Annotated in this window: 10 protein-coding genes; 9 read left to right on the top strand and 1 reads right to left on the bottom strand. The window is 68.1% G+C overall.

Going from position 1 to position 19,275, the window contains the following annotated elements:
- Positions 1 to 48: 48 nt before the first annotated feature.
- The 9 genes from ABUA37_RS07360 to ABUA37_RS07320 all read left to right on the top strand — a co-directional run bounded on the left by ABUA37_RS07360 (position 49) and on the right by ABUA37_RS07320 (position 17,883).
- Complete coding sequence (locus tag ABUA37_RS07360) at positions 49 to 906, top strand: FHA domain-containing protein (protein WP_349898481.1); 858 nt, start codon at positions 49 to 51, stop codon at positions 904 to 906.
- Positions 903 to 1,745: a PP2C family protein-serine/threonine phosphatase gene (locus ABUA37_RS07355; protein WP_349898480.1), complete on the top strand. Its 843-nt coding sequence runs from the start codon at positions 903 to 905 to the stop codon at positions 1,743 to 1,745. Before ABUA37_RS07360 ends, ABUA37_RS07355 begins: the two co-directional genes overlap by 4 nt.
- 103 nt (positions 1,746 to 1,848) lie before the next feature.
- A complete protein-coding gene (locus tag ABUA37_RS07350; RefSeq protein ID WP_349898479.1) occupies positions 1,849 to 3,270 on the top strand; it encodes a serine/threonine-protein kinase in 1,422 nt (473 codons plus the stop codon).
- Positions 3,271 to 3,279: 9 nt separating this feature from the next.
- Positions 3,280 to 9,144 carry an Ig-like domain-containing protein gene (locus ABUA37_RS07345; protein WP_349898478.1) on the top strand — a complete coding sequence of 1,955 codons (5,865 nt, stop codon included), beginning with the start codon at positions 3,280 to 3,282 and terminating at the stop codon, positions 9,142 to 9,144.
- A 55-nt stretch (positions 9,145 to 9,199) separates the two neighbouring features.
- Positions 9,200 to 10,171 (top strand): AAA family ATPase, encoded by a 972-nt coding sequence (locus ABUA37_RS07340; RefSeq protein ID WP_349898477.1) that lies wholly within the window; start codon positions 9,200 to 9,202, stop codon positions 10,169 to 10,171.
- 38 nt (positions 10,172 to 10,209) lie between these two features.
- Entirely contained in the window at positions 10,210 to 11,586 is a 1,377-nt protein-coding gene (locus ABUA37_RS07335) for a DUF58 domain-containing protein (protein WP_349898476.1), read from the top strand.
- Entirely contained in the window at positions 11,583 to 13,901 is a 2,319-nt protein-coding gene (locus ABUA37_RS07330; protein WP_349898475.1) for a DUF3488 and transglutaminase-like domain-containing protein, read from the top strand. The genes ABUA37_RS07335 and ABUA37_RS07330 overlap by 4 nt, the downstream gene beginning before the upstream one ends.
- 11 nt (positions 13,902 to 13,912) lie before the next feature.
- Entirely contained in the window at positions 13,913 to 14,764 is an 852-nt protein-coding gene (locus ABUA37_RS07325) for a double zinc ribbon domain-containing protein (RefSeq protein WP_349898474.1), read from the top strand.
- A gap of 167 nt (positions 14,765 to 14,931) precedes the next feature.
- The gene (locus tag ABUA37_RS07320) at positions 14,932 to 17,883 is read left to right on the top strand and encodes an FtsK/SpoIIIE domain-containing protein (protein WP_349898473.1); all 2,952 of its coding nucleotides are present in this window, start codon (positions 14,932 to 14,934) and stop codon (positions 17,881 to 17,883) included.
- Positions 17,884 to 17,897: 14 nt separating this feature from the next.
- Here the strand turns inward: ABUA37_RS07320 and ald are convergent, their stop codons facing one another.
- Positions 17,898 to 19,013, bottom strand: a complete 1,116-nt coding sequence (gene ald, locus ABUA37_RS07315) for an alanine dehydrogenase (protein ID WP_349898472.1) — start codon at positions 19,011 to 19,013, stop codon at positions 17,898 to 17,900.
- Positions 19,014 to 19,275 lie beyond the last annotated feature (262 nt).

Below are 19,275 nucleotides of genomic sequence, written 5' to 3'. Positions count from 1 at the left end.
TCGGTACGGGTGGCGCGCGTGCGGCGTGCGGAGTCCTAGGCTGGCTGCGTGAATGAGGATCTCGACGACACGGTCATCGTGCCGTCGCGCCGCATTTCGCCGCGTCAGGAGGACATCGACGAAGACACCGTGGTGCCGACGAAACCGGCACAGGCGGTGAACGTTCGGGCGGCCGTTGGAACGACCGGCGGAGCCGCCGTTGGCGCTCCCGCCGAGAACGGGGCGGAGACTCGCCCTCCCGCTTTGGTTGAGCCTGCCGCGACCAACCGCCGACGAGTGCCCCTCACCCACAGCCGACTGAACGAGACCCTTCGGGCGCCCTCGGCAGCGCGCGAGGTCGACGTGCTCCCACCCGCTGTCACCACCACCTCCCGCCCGGCGCCGGTCGTGCCAGTCACGCCGCCCGAGGCCCCCGAAACCATCGCGCCGCGCTACACCCGCGAAACCGCGGCGCCGCGCTATGCGCCCGCGGCCGTCCCGCCGCTGCTGCCGCCGGTCCCGATTCCGACCACTCCGGTCTCCAGCGCTCACGGCTTCCGCATCGGCGATCGCGCACCGGTCAGCCTCGATGTGCCGGCACTGATTGGCAGGCGGCCTACGGCTCCGCGCGTGCCCGGTAAGGTCTTCCCGCGTCTCGTGCGCGTGTCATCTCCGCTCAGCGAGGTGTCGAGCACCCATGTCGAACTCCGCCAGGAGGGCAGTTCCGTGATCGTCACCGACCTGAGGTCCACGAACGGCACGATCGTGCGGATGCCCGGGTCTCGGCCGGTGAAGCTGCGTCAGGGCGAGTCGATCGTGGTGCGTCCGGGGACGCAGGTGGACATCGGCGATGGCAACGTGCTGCACATCCTCCCCCCGCCCAGGCTCACGGTTCCCGGCGACGCGGGCGAAAGGGGCTGGTCGTGACCGAACTTGGTAGCAGCACCGCCGGGTTTGAGGTGGCACTGCCGGGCAGACAACCGGGCGAGCTCGTGCTGTCGTGGGGTGCCGCCACCGACATCGGTCGCAGGCGCGACCACAACGAAGACAGTTTCGTGGCTCGTCCACCGATCTTCGCCGTAGCCGACGGTATGGGCGGTCACTCCTCGGGGGATGTGGCGAGCGAGGCGGTTGTGACCCGCCTGGCCGACGCGGTATCCGGCGACTTCACCAGCCAGGATGTCATCACGGACGCGCTCAAGGCCGCGACCTCGGACATCGCGATGGCGGCGGATGAGCGGAAACTGGGCGTCGGAACGACGGTCACCGGCGCGGCCCTCACGCTCCAGGCGGGCAGGCCGTACTGGGACATCTTCAACATCGGCGATTCGCGCGTGTACATGTTCGAGCACAACGAACTCGTTCAGGTCACCGTCGACCACTCGGTGGTGCAAGAGCTCGTCGACGCGGGCATCATCAGCGAAGAGGATGCCGAGTCGCATCCGGATGGAAACATCATCACGCGCGCCGTCGGCTTCAACGCGGAACCGATGCCCGACCACTGGCTGCTGCCGCTTCGAGCCGGGCTGCGACTGCTCCTGTGCTCGGATGGACTGAGCAAGGAGGTCGGCAGCGAACGCCTGCGACTTCACCTTGCCTCGGGGCTGAGCGCGAGCGAGACCGCACAGGCGCTCGTCGACGCCGCGCTCGCGGCCGGCGGGCGGGACAATGTGACGGTGCTCGTCGTGGACGTCGTCGCGTATGGTGAGGCCACGACAAACGCCCCCCAAAAGGGGGGCAAACAGGCCCGTCATCAGGGGATTTAGTACTGATGGCACTCGCGCAGGCATGCCTACAATAGGACACTGGGCCTGACGGCTGCCCTGTTCGACGTTGCACGGATGCCGCCGGGATGAGCGAGGGGGAGCCATGGCACGACGACTGCCGTCTCAGCCTCCCGTGCTGCCCGGTTTCTCCCATATTCACGTGCTCGGATCCGGCGGCTTCGCCGACGTCTTCCTCTACGAACAGAACATGCCACGCCGCCAGGTCGCGGTCAAGGTGATGTTGAGCGAAATGGTCAACGACCACGTGCGCCAGATGTTCCAGGCCGAGGCGAACCTCATGGCGCAGCTCAGCGCTCATCCGTCGATCCTCACCGTGCACCAGGCGAGCGTCTCCTCCGACGGCCGGCCGTACCTCGTGATGGAACTGTGCTCATCGTCCCTCAGTGAGCGCTACCGCAGGGAGCGCTTGCCGGTGCCCGAGGTGCTGCGCATCGCGGTCAAGATCGGCAGCGCGGTCGAGACCGCGCACAGGGCGGGCGTGCTGCACCGCGACATCAAGCCTTCCAACATCCTGATGACCGCCTACGGGCATCCCGTGCTCTCCGACTTCGGCATCGCGGCGACGCTCGGCGAATCCGATGCGCAGGAAGCGATCGGGATGTCGATCCCGTGGTCGGCGCCGGAGGTGTTGATGGACGAAACCTCGGGCACCGTCGCATCCGAGGTCTGGTCGCTCGCGGCCACCGTGTATTCGCTGCTCGCCGGACGCTCGCCGTGCGAGATTCCGGGAGAGTCCAACAAGCCATCCGATCTGGTCTCGCGCATCAACCGCGCCAAGATCCAGCCGATCGGCCGCAGCGACGTGCCCGCGAGCCTCGAGCGGGCGCTCACGAGGGCGATGTCCCGCAAGCCGGAGAATCGCCCGCAGACCGTGCTCGAACTGGTGCACGAATTCCAGGCGATCGAGACTGAACTCGGCGTGCCGCAGACACCGATCGAGGTCGCGATGGATGACTGGGCCCTCGCCACGGCCTCGGACCTCGAGGATCGCACCCGCATCCGCGGCGTGGCCGGGGCGGTGTCCTCCACGAAGGCGCGTCGCCGCCGTCGCGCGGTCTCTGCCGACGCGAGCTACGCGGCCGTGGGAACGCTGCACCGCCAGGCTGCGGTGGGGCCCAGCACGAGCACCAGGCCGGCCACTCAGGGCAAGGGGATGCGCGCGCTCGCCTGGGGCGTCGTGGCGAGCGCGGTTGTCGTCATCGTGCTGCTCGCCACGGTGACGCTCGTGCTGCTCAGGTCCGGCAACGGCGGGATACCGCAGGTGACCGATGTCGCCGCAACGACAACGGCGCGCTCCATCGTCTTCAGCTGGAGCGATCCCGGGATCACGGTCGACGACTCGTACCAGGTGACGACGAGCGATGGGAAGTCGAGCATCCAGAGCGCGACGAAGTTCCCCGTCGACGCGCAGCCGGGCGACCGAGTCTGCATCACCGTGGCGGTCAACCGTGCGGGCAAGGTCGGCCCTCCGAGCACCGAGAAATGCGTCAACTTCACCGGATGATGGTCCCCGATGTTTAGGCGCTGGCTCTCCACCCGTACCTCGCTCCTGGTCACCGTGGTGAGCGCGGTCATCGTGGGCGTGCTCGTGGTGGCGGTAGCCATCGTGTCGAACGGCTACACCGCCCAGCACCTCGACCTGAACGACGGCTCGGTGTGGGTCTCCAACGGGGCGAAACAGGTCATCGGCCGCGCGAACACCCAGGTGCTCGAACTCAACACGGTCGTCGCGAGCACGGGCGTCGAGCTCAACGTGGTTCAGGACGATTCGGCCGTGCTGCTCGTCGACGAGAGCGACAGCAAGGTCGACATTGTCGATCCGGCGACCTCCAAGGTCACCGACAGCGTTCCGCTGCCGTCCGGAAAGCCCGAGGTGTTCCTCGCCCACGGCCAGGTCGTCATCCACTCCCGCGCGACGGGTGAGCTGTGGATAATGCCGTTCGGCTCGCTCCCGAAGTTCGATGCCGAGTCGCAGCCGACGCTGAGCCTCGGCACCGATTCCGTCGTGAGCATGACGCCGGAGGGTGTGCTCTACGCCTACTCTGCCGAGGCCGCCCAGGTGTACCGCGTCGACGTGTCGCAGTCCGACGCCGTGACCCAGACCACCGCGGTCCCCGGCTTCGGGAACGCTCGGAGTGTCATGTCCATCACCTCGGTGGCAGATACCTGGGCACTGCTCGACGCGACCTCGAGGAAGCTCCTGGTCGGCGGCCGTACCGTCGACCTGACCCGGTTCATCAGGTCCGACACCGCACCGGCGCTGCAGCACGCGGCGGCCGCGGGAAACGCGGTGCTCATCGCCAATCGTGACGGGCTCATCAGCGTGCCCCTCGCCGGCGGCGATCCCCAGTCCCTCGTCAGCGGTAGGAGCGGGTTCGCCGCGGCCCCCACGGTGGTCAACGGGTGCGCGTTCGGGGCATGGTCAGACGGCACGGCGTGGCGTCGCTGCGGTGAAGGTGCGGCCACCACCCTGCTTCTGAGGAGGGTGCCGGCGGCCGCCGCCCGGCTCGAATTTCTGTCCAACGGTGACCGCGTCGTCTTGAACGATCCGCGTGGTGGCGGCTCCTGGGCGGTGCAGCAGGACGGCGAGCTCATTGACAACTGGGCAGACCTCATCGTGGTCAAGCAGGATCAGCGACAGGTCGAGCAGAACGACGAGGACACCCCTCCCGAGTACGAGAAGACGCAGGTGCCCCCCGTCGCGGTCGCGGACGACTTCGGTGCCAGACCGGGTCGCTCGAGCGTGCTGCCCGTGCTGCTGAACGACTATGACCCGAACGGCGACGTTCTCGTCGTCTCCTCCGTCACGCCCATCGACGAGAGCGTGGGCCGACTCGACCTGATCAACAACCAGCAGCAGGTGCAGCTGACGCTCGCGCCGACCGCGAGTGCACCCATCAGCTTCGAGTACACGGTGTCCGATGGGCGCGGCGGCAGTGCCACGGCCATCGTCACGGTGACGGTGCGAACCCCCGGCGAGAACTCGGCGCCGGTACAGGTGCGGCACACGAGGGCGCTCGTCGCCCAGGGCGGCCGAGTGACCACCCCCGTGCTCGGCGACTGGGTCGATCCGGATGGCGATGCGTTCTACCTCTCCGGCGCGTCCACCTCGGAGCCCGACACCGTCAGCTACAAGCCGGAGGGCACCGTCGTCTTCACCGAGGGCGGTGCTGCCAGCGGGCTGCGCTCGGTGACGCTGACGGTCTCCGACGGAACGGCAAGCGGCACCGGCAACGTCGCGGTCACGGTGAAGCCCGTGGGCAAAGTGCCGATCCTCGCCGACCCCTTCGTCGTGCTCAGCTACGCGGGCCAGGAGACGACGGTCTCGCCGCTCGACCACGTTCGCGGCGGCACGGGCGTGCTTCGCCTCGCGAGCGTGCCCTCGAAGGCCGGCGCCACCATCACCCCGAGTCTCGAGACCGGAACCTTCCGCTTCACGAGCGACACCCCCGGCACCTACTACGTCGACTATGTGGTGAACGATGGGGACCAGACGGCCAATGGTGTGGTCAGGATCGACGTCGCCGCACCGCCGGATGCGAACACGAAACCGATCACGATTCCGAAGACGATCTTCGTCACGTCCCTGGGTACGCAAACCGTCGACGTCGCGACGACCGACATCGATCCGGCCGGCGGCGTGCTGCTGGCAACGCGCATCGCGAACCTGCCCGAGGCATCCGGTGTGCGGGCGGAGATCCTCGACCAGAGCACGGTGCGGGTCACGCTGACCGCGCCGCTCGAGGCCGGGCCGGTGCGCTTCAACTACTGGGTGACGAACGGCCTCGCGGAGGCCGAGGGCGTCATCACCGTGGTGGAGATCCCGGAGCTGGCGCGACTTCAGCCCCCCATCGCGAACGATGACAACGCGACGGCGCGCGTGGGTGACGTCATCAACATTCCCGTGCTCGCGAACGACGTGCAGCCGGATGGCAAGGAGCTGACCCTCAAGCCACAGCTCTCGACCGCACTCAGCGGCAGTTCGGGCCTGCTCTTCGCCTCGGGCGACGTGCTCCGCTACCTGGCGCCATCGCGGCCGGGCAACTTCACCGCCGTGTACGAGGTGGCCGGGCCGGATGGCCAGGTGGCTCAGGCGCAGGTGCACATCGCCGTGCGCGAGGCCGTGCAGGCCACCAACAGTCCGCCCGCTCCGCTGACGGTCACCGGCAGGGTCGTCGCCGGTGAGACCGTGAGGATCAAGATTCCACTCGGCGGCACAGACCCGGATGGCGACTCCGTGCAGCTGCTCGGTCAGGCGACGAACCCGCAGAAGGGTTCGGTGACCACGGTCGGAACCGACTACATGGACTACGAGGCCGGCAGCTACTCCGCGGGCACGGATACCTTCACCTACACGGTCATCGACTCACTCGGGGCACGAGCGACGGGAACCGTGCGGGTGGGAATCAGCCCGAAGGCCGAGGGAGCTCGCAACCCGGTTGCGACCCAGGACGACGTGCTCGTTCGTCCCGGCCGCACCGTGTCGGTGCGGGTGCTCGATAACGACTCCGACCCCGACGGCGGGCTGCTCACCGTTACGAGCGTCAAGCCGAACGGCAGTGACGTCACCGCGAACATCGTCGACGACTACGTGCGGGTCACGCCCCCGAAGACGCCCGGCCGCTACGGCCTCGTCTACACGATCGAGAACAGGTACGGTGGAACGGCCTCGGCATTCATCACCGTCACGGTCGATCCGAATGCGCCGCGCGCCTATCCGATAGCGAGCGACACCGTGCTGACCCTGTCCGACATCCTGGGCCAGGACAGCGTCAACGTCGACGTCTTGAAGAACGTCTTCTTCGCCGACGGTGCTCCGAGTGAGCTGAACGTGTCGATCATGCCGGGGTACGGCTCGTCCGCGAGCGTGATTGCAGGCAAGCGGGTGCGGGTGGCGATCGGACAGAAGAGCCAGATCATCCCCTTCGCGGTCGCGAATCCCGATGATTCGAGCATCGTCTCCTACGCCTTCATCTGGGTGCCCGGTCTCAACGACGCCCTGCCGCAGATCAACCGCAAGGCGCCGCCGCTGCAGGTGCGCAGTGAATCGACGCTGACCATCGACCTCAACGACTACGTGGTCGCCGTCGACGGCAAGCGCGTGCGCCTGACCGGTTCGAGCACCGTGCAGGCGACGCATGCCAACGGCGACAACCTCGTCGTCAACGACCACACCCTGAGCTTCACCTCGTCGTCGAAGTACTTCGGGCCGGCATCCATCTCGTTCGAGGTCACCGACGGATCGAGCGCGACCGACCCCGACGGGCGCAAGGCAACCCTCGTGCTGCCGATCACCGTGACCCCCAGACAGAACCAGCCGCCCGTCTTCAACGGCGGCGTGATCGAATTCGAACCGGGCCAGTCGAAGCACCTCGACCTGCTCAAGCTCACGACGTACCCCTATCCGAAGGACGTCGACGAGCTCGCTTACTCGGTGCTCGCACCGCTGCCGACGGGGTTCAGCTACACGCTCACCGGTCAGAAGCTCACCATCAAGGCGAATGAGAACGCGGTGAGCGGCAGTACCACCGCGATCGTTCTCGGGGTGCGCGACGACGTGACGACTGGGCAGTCCGGGCGAATCGAACTGGATGTCGTGGCCTCCAGCAGGCCGCTCGCCTCCGCCGCACCAGACACGGTCACCGTGCCGCGCGGGCAGACCAAGACGGTGGACGTGCTGGCCAATGACGAGGCGACCAACCCCTTCCCCGGCCAGCCGCTGCGGGTCGTGGCGATCAGGGGACTCGACGGCAACGCCATTCCGGCGGGCCTCCACGTTGCGCCGAACGCCGATAAGAGCAGGCTCACGGTCACGGCCGATCAGTCGGCGAAGCCGGGCGACACCAGCCTTCAGTATCAGGTGGCAGACGTCACCGGCGACCCGAATCGTTACGTCTGGGGCACGGTCACCATCTCGGTGCAGGACCGACCGGATGCGCCGACCGGCGTGCAGGAACTCTCCTTCGGCGACGGCGTCGTAAGGATCGCCTGGACCGCGGCGCAGTTCAACAATTCACCGATCATCGGCTACGACGTGACGACCGTGCGCGCGGACACGGGAGCGGTGTTCGGCAAGACGCGGTGCCTCGTGACGAGCGGTTGTGACATCCCGACGCCCGGAAACGGCCCGGATGACGCCGTTCGGATCTCGGTCACGGCCACCAACGGGATCGGTGAGTCTGACCCGGGCTCGCTCGGGCGCACGGTCTGGTCGGATGTGCTGCCGGCCGCCCCGGCATCCATCACTGCCACCGCGACCAACTCGGCGCCTGGCGGCGGTTCGGTGCGGGTCAACTGGACCACCGTACCCACCCCGGCCCACGGCAGCGCTGTGGTCGGCTACACCGTCCTGATCGGCGGGATGAGCGTCGACGTCGGGCCGGGCCAGAACAGCTACGAGTTCCTCAACGGCGGCGGCGAACTCGCCACCAACAACACCTACACGGTGACCGTGATCGTCAGGAACGGCGCGCAGGTGACCAGTTCGGCGGACTGGAACCGGGGCACCACCTCGGTCACGACCGTGGGTCCGCCGAGCCAGACCGCGGGGGGAGTCACCGCGATCAGCGACGCGGCGACCGGCAACATGCAGGTCAGTTGGGGTGCGAGTGACCCCAACGGGCGTCCCTCGGTGAGCTACCGCGTCAACCGGTACAACGCGGACCAGGCTCCACCGACAACCTGCCCGAGCGGCGGTACCGCTGGGGTGACGTCACCCTGGACAGACACGACCGCCGTCGACGGGCACTCCTACTTCTACGTCATCAGCGCGGACAACGGGCTCTACTGCACTCCGACCGTGTCGGCGAAGGCGATCAGCCAGACGGCGCCCGGTCAGGCCAGCGGCACCGCAAGCATCGAGGACCACGGTGGCTCCGGCCAGTTCGACGTCCAGGCCGGATCGACGGCCTCGGTCGCATCCGGCACCGCGACCCGCTACGAGTATCGGTTGAACGGCGGCGGCTGGGCAAGCGTGGCAGCGGGCCAGTGGCTCACCTCGGCGGCGGATGCGAGCGTGTACGGCACAACAGTGACCATCGAATACCGCGGGTGCCGTGACGCGACCGAGAACTATTGCGGTGCGGCGTCCGCGCCCATCCAGCTCGTTCCGGTGAACACGCGCGCCAGCATCCTCAGTTGCCAGGTGGGGAGCACTCCGCGCTCGAGCGTGCCGCTCAACGCGGGATCGCCCGTCGTGCACTGGCTGTACTCCTACGACGACGGACTCGGGTGGTCGAGCTATGTGGAGGACGCTCCGGCGCCTCCTCCCGCCGTCGCCGGTGGCACGACATCCGTGCGCGTGAAGGCGGTCGTCGAGATCGGTCCGCCACCGTATTACACCGACCCCGGCTACGGCGAGGGAACGTGCACGACATGATAGGTATTCACCGAACGATGATCGACTCCAGCCGAAAGAACCGAGGGGCAGCGCAATGACCATGACACCCGAACAGGCCGCCTGGTTCTCCGACATCTTCAACCGGCTGGTTGCGAACGTCGACCAGGTGCTGCTCGGCAAGACATTCGTGGTCAAGCTCTCCTTCACCGCACTGCTCAGCGAGGGCCACCTGCTGCTCGAGGACTTCCCGGGAACGGGCAAGACCTCGCTCGCTCGCGCGATGGCACAGAGCGTGAAGGGGCTGAACAACCGCATCCAGTTCACGCCCGACCTGCTCCCGGGCGACATCACCGGCGTGAGCATCTACGACCAGCGCTCGGGTAGCTTCGAGTTCCACCGCGGACCGATCTTTGCCAACATCGTTCTCGCCGACGAGATCAACCGAGCGAGCCCCAAGACCCAGGCGGCCCTGCTCGAGGTCATGGAGGAGGGGCACGTGACGGTAGACGGCGTCAGCCACGATGTCGGCGCCCCGTTCATGGTCATCGCCACCCAGAATCCGATCGAGCAGGCGGGCACCTATCGGCTGCCAGAGGCCCAACTCGACCGATTCATCATGAAGGCCTCGATCGGCTACCCCGATCACGCCTCGACGCTGCGGATCCTCGAGGGCGCCGGCACCAAGGCACACGAGGTGACCGTGCCCGCGATCGCCACCGCGGATGTCATCCTCGAGATGGGCGCGCTCGCCCGCACGGTGCACGTCGACCCCTCGATCAACGACTACGTCTCGAGGATCGTGGATGCCACGCGCACCGCCGTCGAGGTGCGTCTCGGTGTGAGCGTGCGCGGTGCCCTCGCTCTCATCCGCACGGCGAAGACCCTGGCGGCGGCAAACGGTCGTCACTACGTCATCCCCGACGACATCAAGGCGCTCGCCGAGCCCGTGCTCGCGCATCGTCTGGTGCTCGACGCCGAGGCGGAGTTCGAGGGTGTAACGCCCTCGAGCATCATCAGCCAGATCCTCATCGAGACCCCGCCGCCCGCCGACAGGCAAGCGGTGTGAACACCAGGACCGACTCGTCGCGGACCACGACACGGTCTGTGCGCGGCGTCACGTCAACGAGGTCCGCGCGCTTCGATTCCGTCCACGACACCTCGACAGAGGGGCTGACGAACGCCAGGACGAAGATCGTCGGAAACCGCACGGGGTTCCTCGCAGACCTGGTGATCGCGTTCGTGCGGGCGACCAAAGGCATCCGTGGCGCCATCGCGGTCGGGTGGACCCGGGCCTCGGCGGTCGTCACACCGCTCGGATGGTCCTTCACGCTTTTCGTGCCCGTCGCGTTCTTCTTCGGCTACCTGCTGTCCTGGCTCGAGCTCGTTGCCATCGCCTGGGCCGGGCTCGTGCTGGTGATCGTGGCCGCGATCTACCTGATCGGGCGCACGGTCTTCGTCGTGCAGCTCGGCGTCCCGCATCGCCGCGTTGTCGTGGGGGAGGAGGCGACCGGCGTGGTCACCCTGACGAACCCCACCAGGCGACGCCTGCCCGGGCTCAAGGTCGAAATTCCCGTGGGAGACGGGCTCGCCGAACTCGCCCTCCCGGGCCTCGCGCGAGGAGCGGTCGCGACCCACACCTTCGCCATCCCCACGACGCGCCGCGGCGTGCTCTCGGTCGGTCCCGTGCGCACGGTGCGCGCGGATCCCATCGGTCTCGTGCGCAGGGAACTGTTCTGGACGGACTCGACCGAGCTGTTCGTGCATCCGAGAACCATCGCGATCCCGAGCACCAGCACGGGGTTCATCCGGGACCTCGAGGGTTCTCCCACCCGCGACCTCAGCAACAGTGACGTCTCGTTCCATGCACTGCGCGAGTACCTTCCGGGCGACGAACGGCGCAACATCCACTGGAAGAGCACGGCCAAGACCGGCACGTACATGGTGCGGCAGTTCGAAGAAACCAGGCGCAGCCACCTCGTGATCGCGCTGAGCCTCGCGAGCGCCGACTATGCACATGACGACGAGTTCGAGATGGCGGTGAGCGTGGCCGGATCGCTCGGCACGCGCGCCATTCGCGACGCCCGCACCGTCTCCGTCGTCGCGAGCGAACGCACGCCGGAATTCGCCAAGCGCAAGGTGTTCGCGGTGCGTAACCTCAGCACCGTTACGGCGTCCAGGCTGCTCGACGATCTCGCGGTGGTGGAGAAGGCAGACTCGGCGCTCGCGATCCTCGACGTGGCGAGGGTGACATCCGAGCAGGTCAGCGGGATTTCGGTCGCGTTCCTGGTGTGCGGCTCGACGCCCACGCCGGCGCAGCTGAGGGCGGCGTCCACCCGCTTCCCGATCGGCGTCGAGGTGGTCGCGATCGTCTGCGACCCCGAGACGGTACCTGGACTTCGCCGTGTCGCGGGACTCAGCGTGCTCACCATCGGCTTTCTCGAAGACCTGCGCAAGTCCCTCGCACGATCGGCCGCCGCGTGACGACTCACACTCCGCGCGCGAGCTTCATCGTGGTCAACACCGCGATGATGTGGTTGGCGACCGCCGTGGCCTCGGTCGCACTATGGCCGATCTACCGCAGCCAGGCGATCATCGTGCTCGTGGCGATCACCACGGTCGCGGCATCGGCACTGGCGATCCTCGGTGCCCTGTACCGGTGGCGCAGTTACGTCATGCTGCTGGCGACTTTTGGCCTGTACCTCCTCCTCGGTGTGCCGCTCGCCGTGCCCGATCGTGCGCTCTACACCGTGCTTCCCTCGATCGATGGGATCCTCGCTCTGCTGAGTGGTGCGGCACTCGGTTGGAAGCAGCTGTTGACCATCACCCTTCCGGTGGGCAGCTACCAGGCGCTGCTCGTCCCCACCTTCCTGCTCGTGCTCGTCACGGTGGTGGTCGGACTCTCGCTCGCGCTGCGGTCCAGACGCGGCGACCTCGGCGCGCTCGCCCCCGCCGTTCTGTTCATCACCGCCCTCGCCTTCGGCCCGGAGCGCGCGACCTGGCCGCTGCAGGTCTCACTCGGTCTACTTGCGACGCTCCTCGTCTGGCTCGCCTGGCGTCGCTGGCATCGCAGACGTGAGGCGATCAGACTCCTCGCGCGCGTGGGAACCGCCGGCGACGGCACCCCGGCCACACTTCCACAGCTGCACGGATTCTCGGGGTTCCGCGCCCTCCTGAGCGCCGGCATCATCCTCGCCATCGCCGCCGCGTCCGGAATTGCGGCCTCCGTGCTCGCGCCGCCGACCGGGCCGCGCGAGGTCGTGCGTTCCGCGATCGTGCAACCCTTCGATCCGCTCGACCACCCCAGCCCGCTCAGCGGCTTCCGGAGCTATGAGAAATCGCCGCGAGCGGGTGACACGATGCTGGTCGTCACGGGACTGCCCGCGGGTTCCCACCTCCGCATCGCCACGCTCGACAGCTACAACGGCGTCGTGTATTCGGTGGGCAGCGGTCAGCCGGATGCCGCATCCGGCTCGTTCACGCGAGTGCCGTACACGTTCGACCAGTCCGCGGTGCGCGGCCGTCAGCTCACGCTGACCGTCAGCGTCGGCGACTACTCCGGAGTGTGGGTGCCCACGATCGGCAAGCTCGAGAGCATCGACTTCCGCGGCAGCAGAGCGACGACGCTGCGCGATTCCTTCTACTACAACGACAACAGCGGAACCGCCGCGGTCGTTCGTCCGCTCACCAAGGGTGACAGCTACAGGCTCACGGCCGTGCAGCCCGTGCAGCCGAGCGCGGCGCAGCTGGCTTCGCTGAAACCCGGCACGGCGCGCGTGCCCGACGTCGAGGTCGTGCCCGACAGCCTGCTGACCGTTCTGAACGGCTACGTGGGCGGGACGACGGGCGAGGGACCGAAACTCGTCGCGATGCTCGCCGGGCTGAAGAAGAACGGCTACATCAGCCATGGTGTCGCGCCGAACGAGCCGCTCAGCCGCTCCGGTCACGCCGCCGACCGCATCACACAGTTGCTGACCGAGCCGCGCATGATCGGCGACCAGGAGCAGTACGCGGTGACCGCGGCGCTCATGGCGAGGCAACTCGGCTTCCCGGCGCGTGTCGTCTTCGGATTCGCGCCCGCGACCGTCTCGGTGGACGGTTCCACCGTCATCCGGGGCAAGGATGTCTCGGCCTGGATCGAGGTGGACACCGCGCAGTACGGCTGGGTCACCATCGACCCGAACCCTCCCGTGCGCGAGATACCCAAGGAACAGCCGAAGGATCCGAAGCAGATCGCGAGACCGCAGTCTCCCGTGCAACCGCCGCCGGAGCAGCCGCACAAGCACGAGACTCAGACACCGCCCGACAGCACGCAGGACAACCCCGCCGACGCTGACGCACTGCTCGCAATCATCTTCGCGGTGCTGCGCATCACAGGGTGGGTACTCCTGGCTATCGCCATTGCACTCTCGCCGTTCCTCGCCGTCATCGCCGCAAAGTATCGCCGCAGGGTGCTGCGGCGACGCGCGCCGCTCACGGTCGATCGCATCAGCGGCGGATGGCAGGAGTTCGAGGACGCCGTGATCGACCACGGCTTCGTTGCGCCCGCCTCATCCACGCGAACCGAGATTGCTGGCGTGGTGGGCGGTATGCAGCCCCTCGTGCTCGCCTCCATTGCAGACCGAGCCGTGTTCTCGCCCAACGATCCGAGCGACGACGAAGCGGATCAGCTGTGGCGCTCCGTTCGCGAGCTGCGCTCCTCGCTGGATGATGGCCTTACCCGCTGGGAGCGCATCAAGGCCCTGATCTCCGTGCGATCGCTCGGTGGTTATAGTGTGAAGAACCTGTTCAAGCGATAGAGGGTGCCCCGGTGAACTGCTCGTACTGCGACGCGGAACTTCCCGCTGGCGCCATGTTCTGCGGAGAATGCGGCCGTGCCGTCGCCGCGGAACCCGCCGCGAAGGCCGCCCATGCTCGCGGTAACGGACATCGCAGGGCCACCGCCCCCGGCGGCTCGCCGGCGGCCGTGAGCGATGCCGGCGTTGGTGCAGGCGCACCGCATCCGGAACCCGCGACCGAGGCTCGCGCGGAGGCCGCCAAGCCGGAACTGGTCGACCTCGTGACGACCTGCGAGCAGTGCGGTGCGGAACTCGGCAGCGACGACATCTTCTGCGGGGAATGCGGCTACGTCACCCGCTCGGCGAGCCGCCACTTCAGTCGTCCCCGCGACACCGCCATCATCCAGGCCGCGCAACTCGAACGCGATGCCCTGTCGGCCGCGGCGTCCCTCGCGCGAGAGACCCCGAGAGAGCCCGAGGCGCAGTGGGGCCTCGACGAGCAGATCGACCAGATGGATGACATCGAGGCCACTCGCATCGTGAGCCATCGCCGAACGGGCGCACGGTTCGTGCTGCAGTTCAGCACGGGCGAAAGTTTTACGGTCTACGGCACAGGCCTCGTGGGACGCAACCCACAGCCGGAACCGGCGGAATATTTCGACCACATCGTCAGGGTGCTCGATCCGAGCAGGTCGGTGTCGAAGACACATCTCGAGTTCGGGCAGGAGGCCGGCGCGTTCTGGGTCAAGGACCGCTTCTCCGGCAACGGCTCGATCGTGCGCGAGCCGGAGGGCGATCCCGTGCGCTGCCAGCCCGACCGGCGCTACCGGGTCGTGCGGGGCACGCGCGTCGAGATGGGCGAGCAGTTCTTCATCGTCAGCTGACCCGTCCCGGGAGCGACCTCTCCTCAACCGGTCATCCCATGCTGAGGTAGTGCAGCGCCGGGGCTCTGTTGCTCCGGGCGAGCACGCCCACCTGCTTGGCTGGGCGCGTGGCCCCGTACATCACATCACGTCAGGTTTCCGGAGGGCCCGCAGCGTCAGAGCCGCGCGTGCCGATCGTTCCGCGAGGTTCGGTGCCGCTCTCGCTGCCACGTCCGCCGCAACCGCCCGAGCGCAGGGGATTCCCGCTCGTCGCGACACTCGCACCCGTGCTCGGTTCGGTGGTGCTGTGGGCGGTCACCCATTCGGCCTACGTTCTCGTGTTCGCCCTGCTCGGGCCGCTCGTGGCGGTCGCAAGCCTCGGCGACGCGGCACTGCAGGGGCGTCGCCGCCGCACACGAGAGCGCCAGCGTTTTGCCGCGGATGTGGCAGCGAGCGAGGAAACGATCGCCCGCGAACACGAGGCGGAGCGCAGCGAGCTCGCCGGCACGCACCGCGCACTGAAGCACCTTCTGCGAGCTCCGGTGCGCGATCCGGAGCGCTGGCGTGGTTCGCTCGACTCAGAACTGCCCGTCGTCGTGGGAACCGGCAGCATCGCCAGCAGTCTGGGCGCGGAAGTCGCGACCAGCCCGAGTGGTGAGCCGGACGAGTTCGCGGCACAACTCGATGCGCTGCGCAGCAGTGCGGCGGTGCTGCACGATGCGCCGGTCGTCGTGGACGCCCGCCTCGGCATCGGTGTGTGCGGTGCGCCAGCGCTTGCTTCCGCGGTGGCGCGGGGCATCATCCTTCAGCTGGCAAACCAGCTGTCACCGGCGGGAGTCGAGCTCGACGTGGCCGCGGGAGACGAGGAGGCGTGGCTAGCGGCGCTGCCGCATCCGCTCGTCGAGTCTGCGAAGGACGGCACCGTGCTCTTCCGCCGGCGCGGGCAACACACCGCGGCGTTGCCTGGCGAGTTCGCCATCGTCGCCGTGGCAGAGACCGCGGACGGCCTGCCGCGAGACTGTCGCACGGTGTTGGAGGTCGCGGTCGCATCGCTCGCACGACTTCGCCCGCGGCCCGTTGGTCTCCTCGACGAGGCGGTCGCGCCCGAATTCGTCTCGCGCGAGCAGGCGCGCGTCTTCGCGACGCGGCTTGCTCGTGCCGCCGAGAGTGCGGGACTGGGGGATGGCTCTGCGGTCCTTCCGGACGTGCTCGCCTTCGCGACGCTCTACCCTCGTTCGGCCGCCCCGGCGCACGACCCCGCCGCTTCTCGTCGCGACTCGCTGGCCTGCACGCCGGTCGTGACGGCCGCGGGTGCGCTCACTCTCGATCTCGTGCGCGACGGTCCGCACGCCGTCATCGGTGGCACGACCGGCAGCGGCAAGAGCGAACTTCTCATCGCCTGGGTGCTCGCCATGGCCGCGAGTCATCCTCCGAGCTCCGTGAACTTTCTGCTCGTGGACTTCAAAGGCGGTTCCTCGTTCACCGCCGTGCAGCGGCTGCCGCACAGCGTCGGCGTCATCACCGACCTCGACGAGCGCTCCGCTCACCGCGCGCTCACGAGCCTCCGCGCCGAACTGCGGTATCGCGAGCGGGCGATGGCGGATGCTGGGATGCGGTCCATCGAGCAGCTCCCGCAGCAGCATCCGCTGCCCAGGCTCGTGATCGTCGTCGACGAATTCGCCGCCATGGTGCAGGACTTTCCCGAACTGCACGAACTGTTCGCCGACATCGCGGCGCGGGGCAGATCGCTGGGAGTGCACCTGATCCTCTGCACGCAGCGGCCGGCCGGTGTCGTGCGAGACGCCATCCTGGCCAATTGCACCCTGAGGATCTCGCTGAGGGTCACGAGCGCCGCGGACAGCAGCGCCGTCATAGGAACCGGCGCCGCCGCCGAGCTACCCCGGCTTCCTCTCGGCCGAGCGCTGCTGTGCCTGGCCGGAGATCAGCCGCAGCCCGTGCAGATCGCGCTCGCTGAGGAGGAGGACAGCGCGAGTGTCGCGGCCAGGTGGGCGGATGCGAATGCCTCACCGCGCAGACCCTGGTGCGAGGAACTGCCCGCGAGAATTCGGCTGCACGACCTGCCGGGGCACGGCTCTCGAGGCGGCGACGGCATCGACTTCGGACTTCTCGACCGCCCGCAGGAACAGCGGCTCGACGTGGCGCGGTACAGTCCGCGGCGTCAGGGCAGCCTCCTGGTCATCGGTGGGCACCACTCCGGCAAGAGCGGACTGTTGGATGTGCTCCGCGCCGATCGCGCCGCCGGTTGCGTTCTCGTCCCACGGGAGCAGGAGGCGGCCTGGGACGCCATCACCGGGCGGCTCGGGTCGGTGCGCGCGGGGAACGCAGCACCCGCCCTGCTTCTCATCGACGACCTTGACGTGCTCCTCGGCAGCTTCTCCGAGGAGTATGCCCACGCACTCTCGGAGGTGGTGGTGGCGCTGCTCAGGGAGGGTGGCCGGGCGGGCACTCACCTCGTGATCACCGCGAGGCGCCTCTCCCCGAGTCTGCAGTCGATCGCGGCGCTCTGCGACTCCAGACTTCTGCTGCGGCTGCCCGATAAGCAGGAGCACGTGGTCGCCGGTGGCGAGGCGAGCGAGTTCGACGCGCGACTGCAGCCGGGCGGCGGCTATTGGCGCGGACATCGGGTGCAGCTCGCTCTCCCCGACGAGGACGAGTCCGCGGCGGAACCGCCTGCTGCGAGCGACGAGCAGCCCGACTGGAGCGGATGGGGCGGCCTGGTCGTGGTGACAGCGCATCCGGCGGAACTGCTGAGGAGGCTGGGAACGGAGGCGGGGGACAGCGCGCCCGCCGCCATCCGCGGGTTGCCGGGCTGGCAGCTCACGACGGTGCAGGGCAGGTCGACGACCGATCTCACGGCACTGTCGCTCGACTCACCACCACCGGGCAGGCTGCTGCTCGCCGACCCCGAAACCTGGCAGTCGCAGTGGACCCTCTTCGGCACGCTGCGCGTGACCATGCCGATCCTCTTCGACGGATGCGGCACCGCCGATTTTCGGGCCCTCAGCCGCTCGCGCGAGCTGCCGCCTCCGATCGCCGCCGGTTCGGCCGCGGTGTGGCTGCTGACTCCGGACGGCAGGGTGGAGCGCGCCCTGCCGCCATGGGCCGAGGCCCAGACGTGACGGCCCGTGAGACGCTAGGCGAGAACCGCGGCGACCTCGACGTGATCCAGCCGGTTCGCGGTGGCGACCGCGGCGTTCACCACGGCGCCATCGTGCACGTTGAGGCCGGAGGCGAGCGCGGAATCGGCACGCAGGGCCGCCCGCCAGCCGAGGTTCGCGATCGCGCGCACGTAGGGCATCGTCGCATTGGTGAGCGCATAGGTCGAGGTGTTCGGAACAGCACCCGGCATGTTCGCGACGCAGTAGAAGAGCGAGTCGTGCACGGTGAAGGTCGGGTCGGCGTGGGTTGTTGCGTGGGAGTCTTCGAAGCATCCGCCCTGGTCCACGGCGATGTCGACCAGCACGCTGCCCGGCTTCATCCTGGAGACGAGCTCGTTGCTCACGAGCTTGGGAGCCTTGGCGCCAGGCACCAGCACGGAGCCGATGACGAGGTCGGCCGCGACGCAGGCCCGTTCGATCTCGAATCCGTTCGAGGCGATGGTCTGCACGCGCCCCGCGTAGAGCGCATCCAGTTCGCGCAGCCGCTGGATGTTCGTATCGAGCACCGTCACCTGGGCACCGAGGCCCACGGCCACCGACACGGCATTCGTGCCGGCGACCCCGCCACCGAGCACGACGATCTTCGCGGGATGGGTTCCCGGGACGCCGGGAACAAGAAGCCCCGGCCCGCCGTTCGGCTTGAGCATCGCGTTCGCGCCGACGATGGGCGCCAGACGCCCGGCGACCTCGCTCATCGGGGCGAGCAGCGGCAGCGCCCTCGACGGCAGTTGCACGGTCTCGTAGGCGATGGCGGTGACGTGCTTCGCCAGTAGCTCGGTGGTGAGCTCGGGCTCCGCGGCCAGGTGTAGGTAGGTGAACAGCAGCAGGTCGTCCCTGAAGTAGCCGTACTCGCTCGCGATCGGCTCCTTCACCTTCAGGAGCAGTTCGGCCGCGGCCCAGGTGGACGCGGCATCCGCACCGATCGTCGCACCGGCGGCACCATAGTCTTCGTCCCGGATCGAGGATCCGAGTCCCGCACCGGTTTCGATCAGCACCTCGTGTCCGTGGGCGACGAGATCGTGCACACCGGCCGGCGTTATCGCCACCCGGAACTCGTTGTTCTTGATTTCCCGGGGAACGGCGACTCTCATGACACTCCAGCTTTCACAACGTCCGAAGCGACGCTTCGGGGAACGCAACGGCACTGTTGATTCCGTCTGTAGCGTACTCGCCCAACACGAACGATTCCGCATCAAAAACAGGCGCTGTGTGCTGATTTCGTGACATTCCGGGCGAAATGTAGTGGTTTCGGTCATAAGCAGGTGCGACGGAGGCCCGGACTGTGTCAGTATCTACCAAACAACAGGACAAAGCCGTCCACTCGATACGCACCTGTCGATAGAGGAGTTGCAT

This window comes from Parafrigoribacterium soli, from assembly GCF_040227235.1.
Taxonomy (GTDB): Bacteria; Actinomycetota; Actinomycetes; order Actinomycetales; family Microbacteriaceae; genus Parafrigoribacterium_A; species Parafrigoribacterium_A soli.
This window is presented reverse-complemented; position numbering and strand designations above follow the sequence as displayed.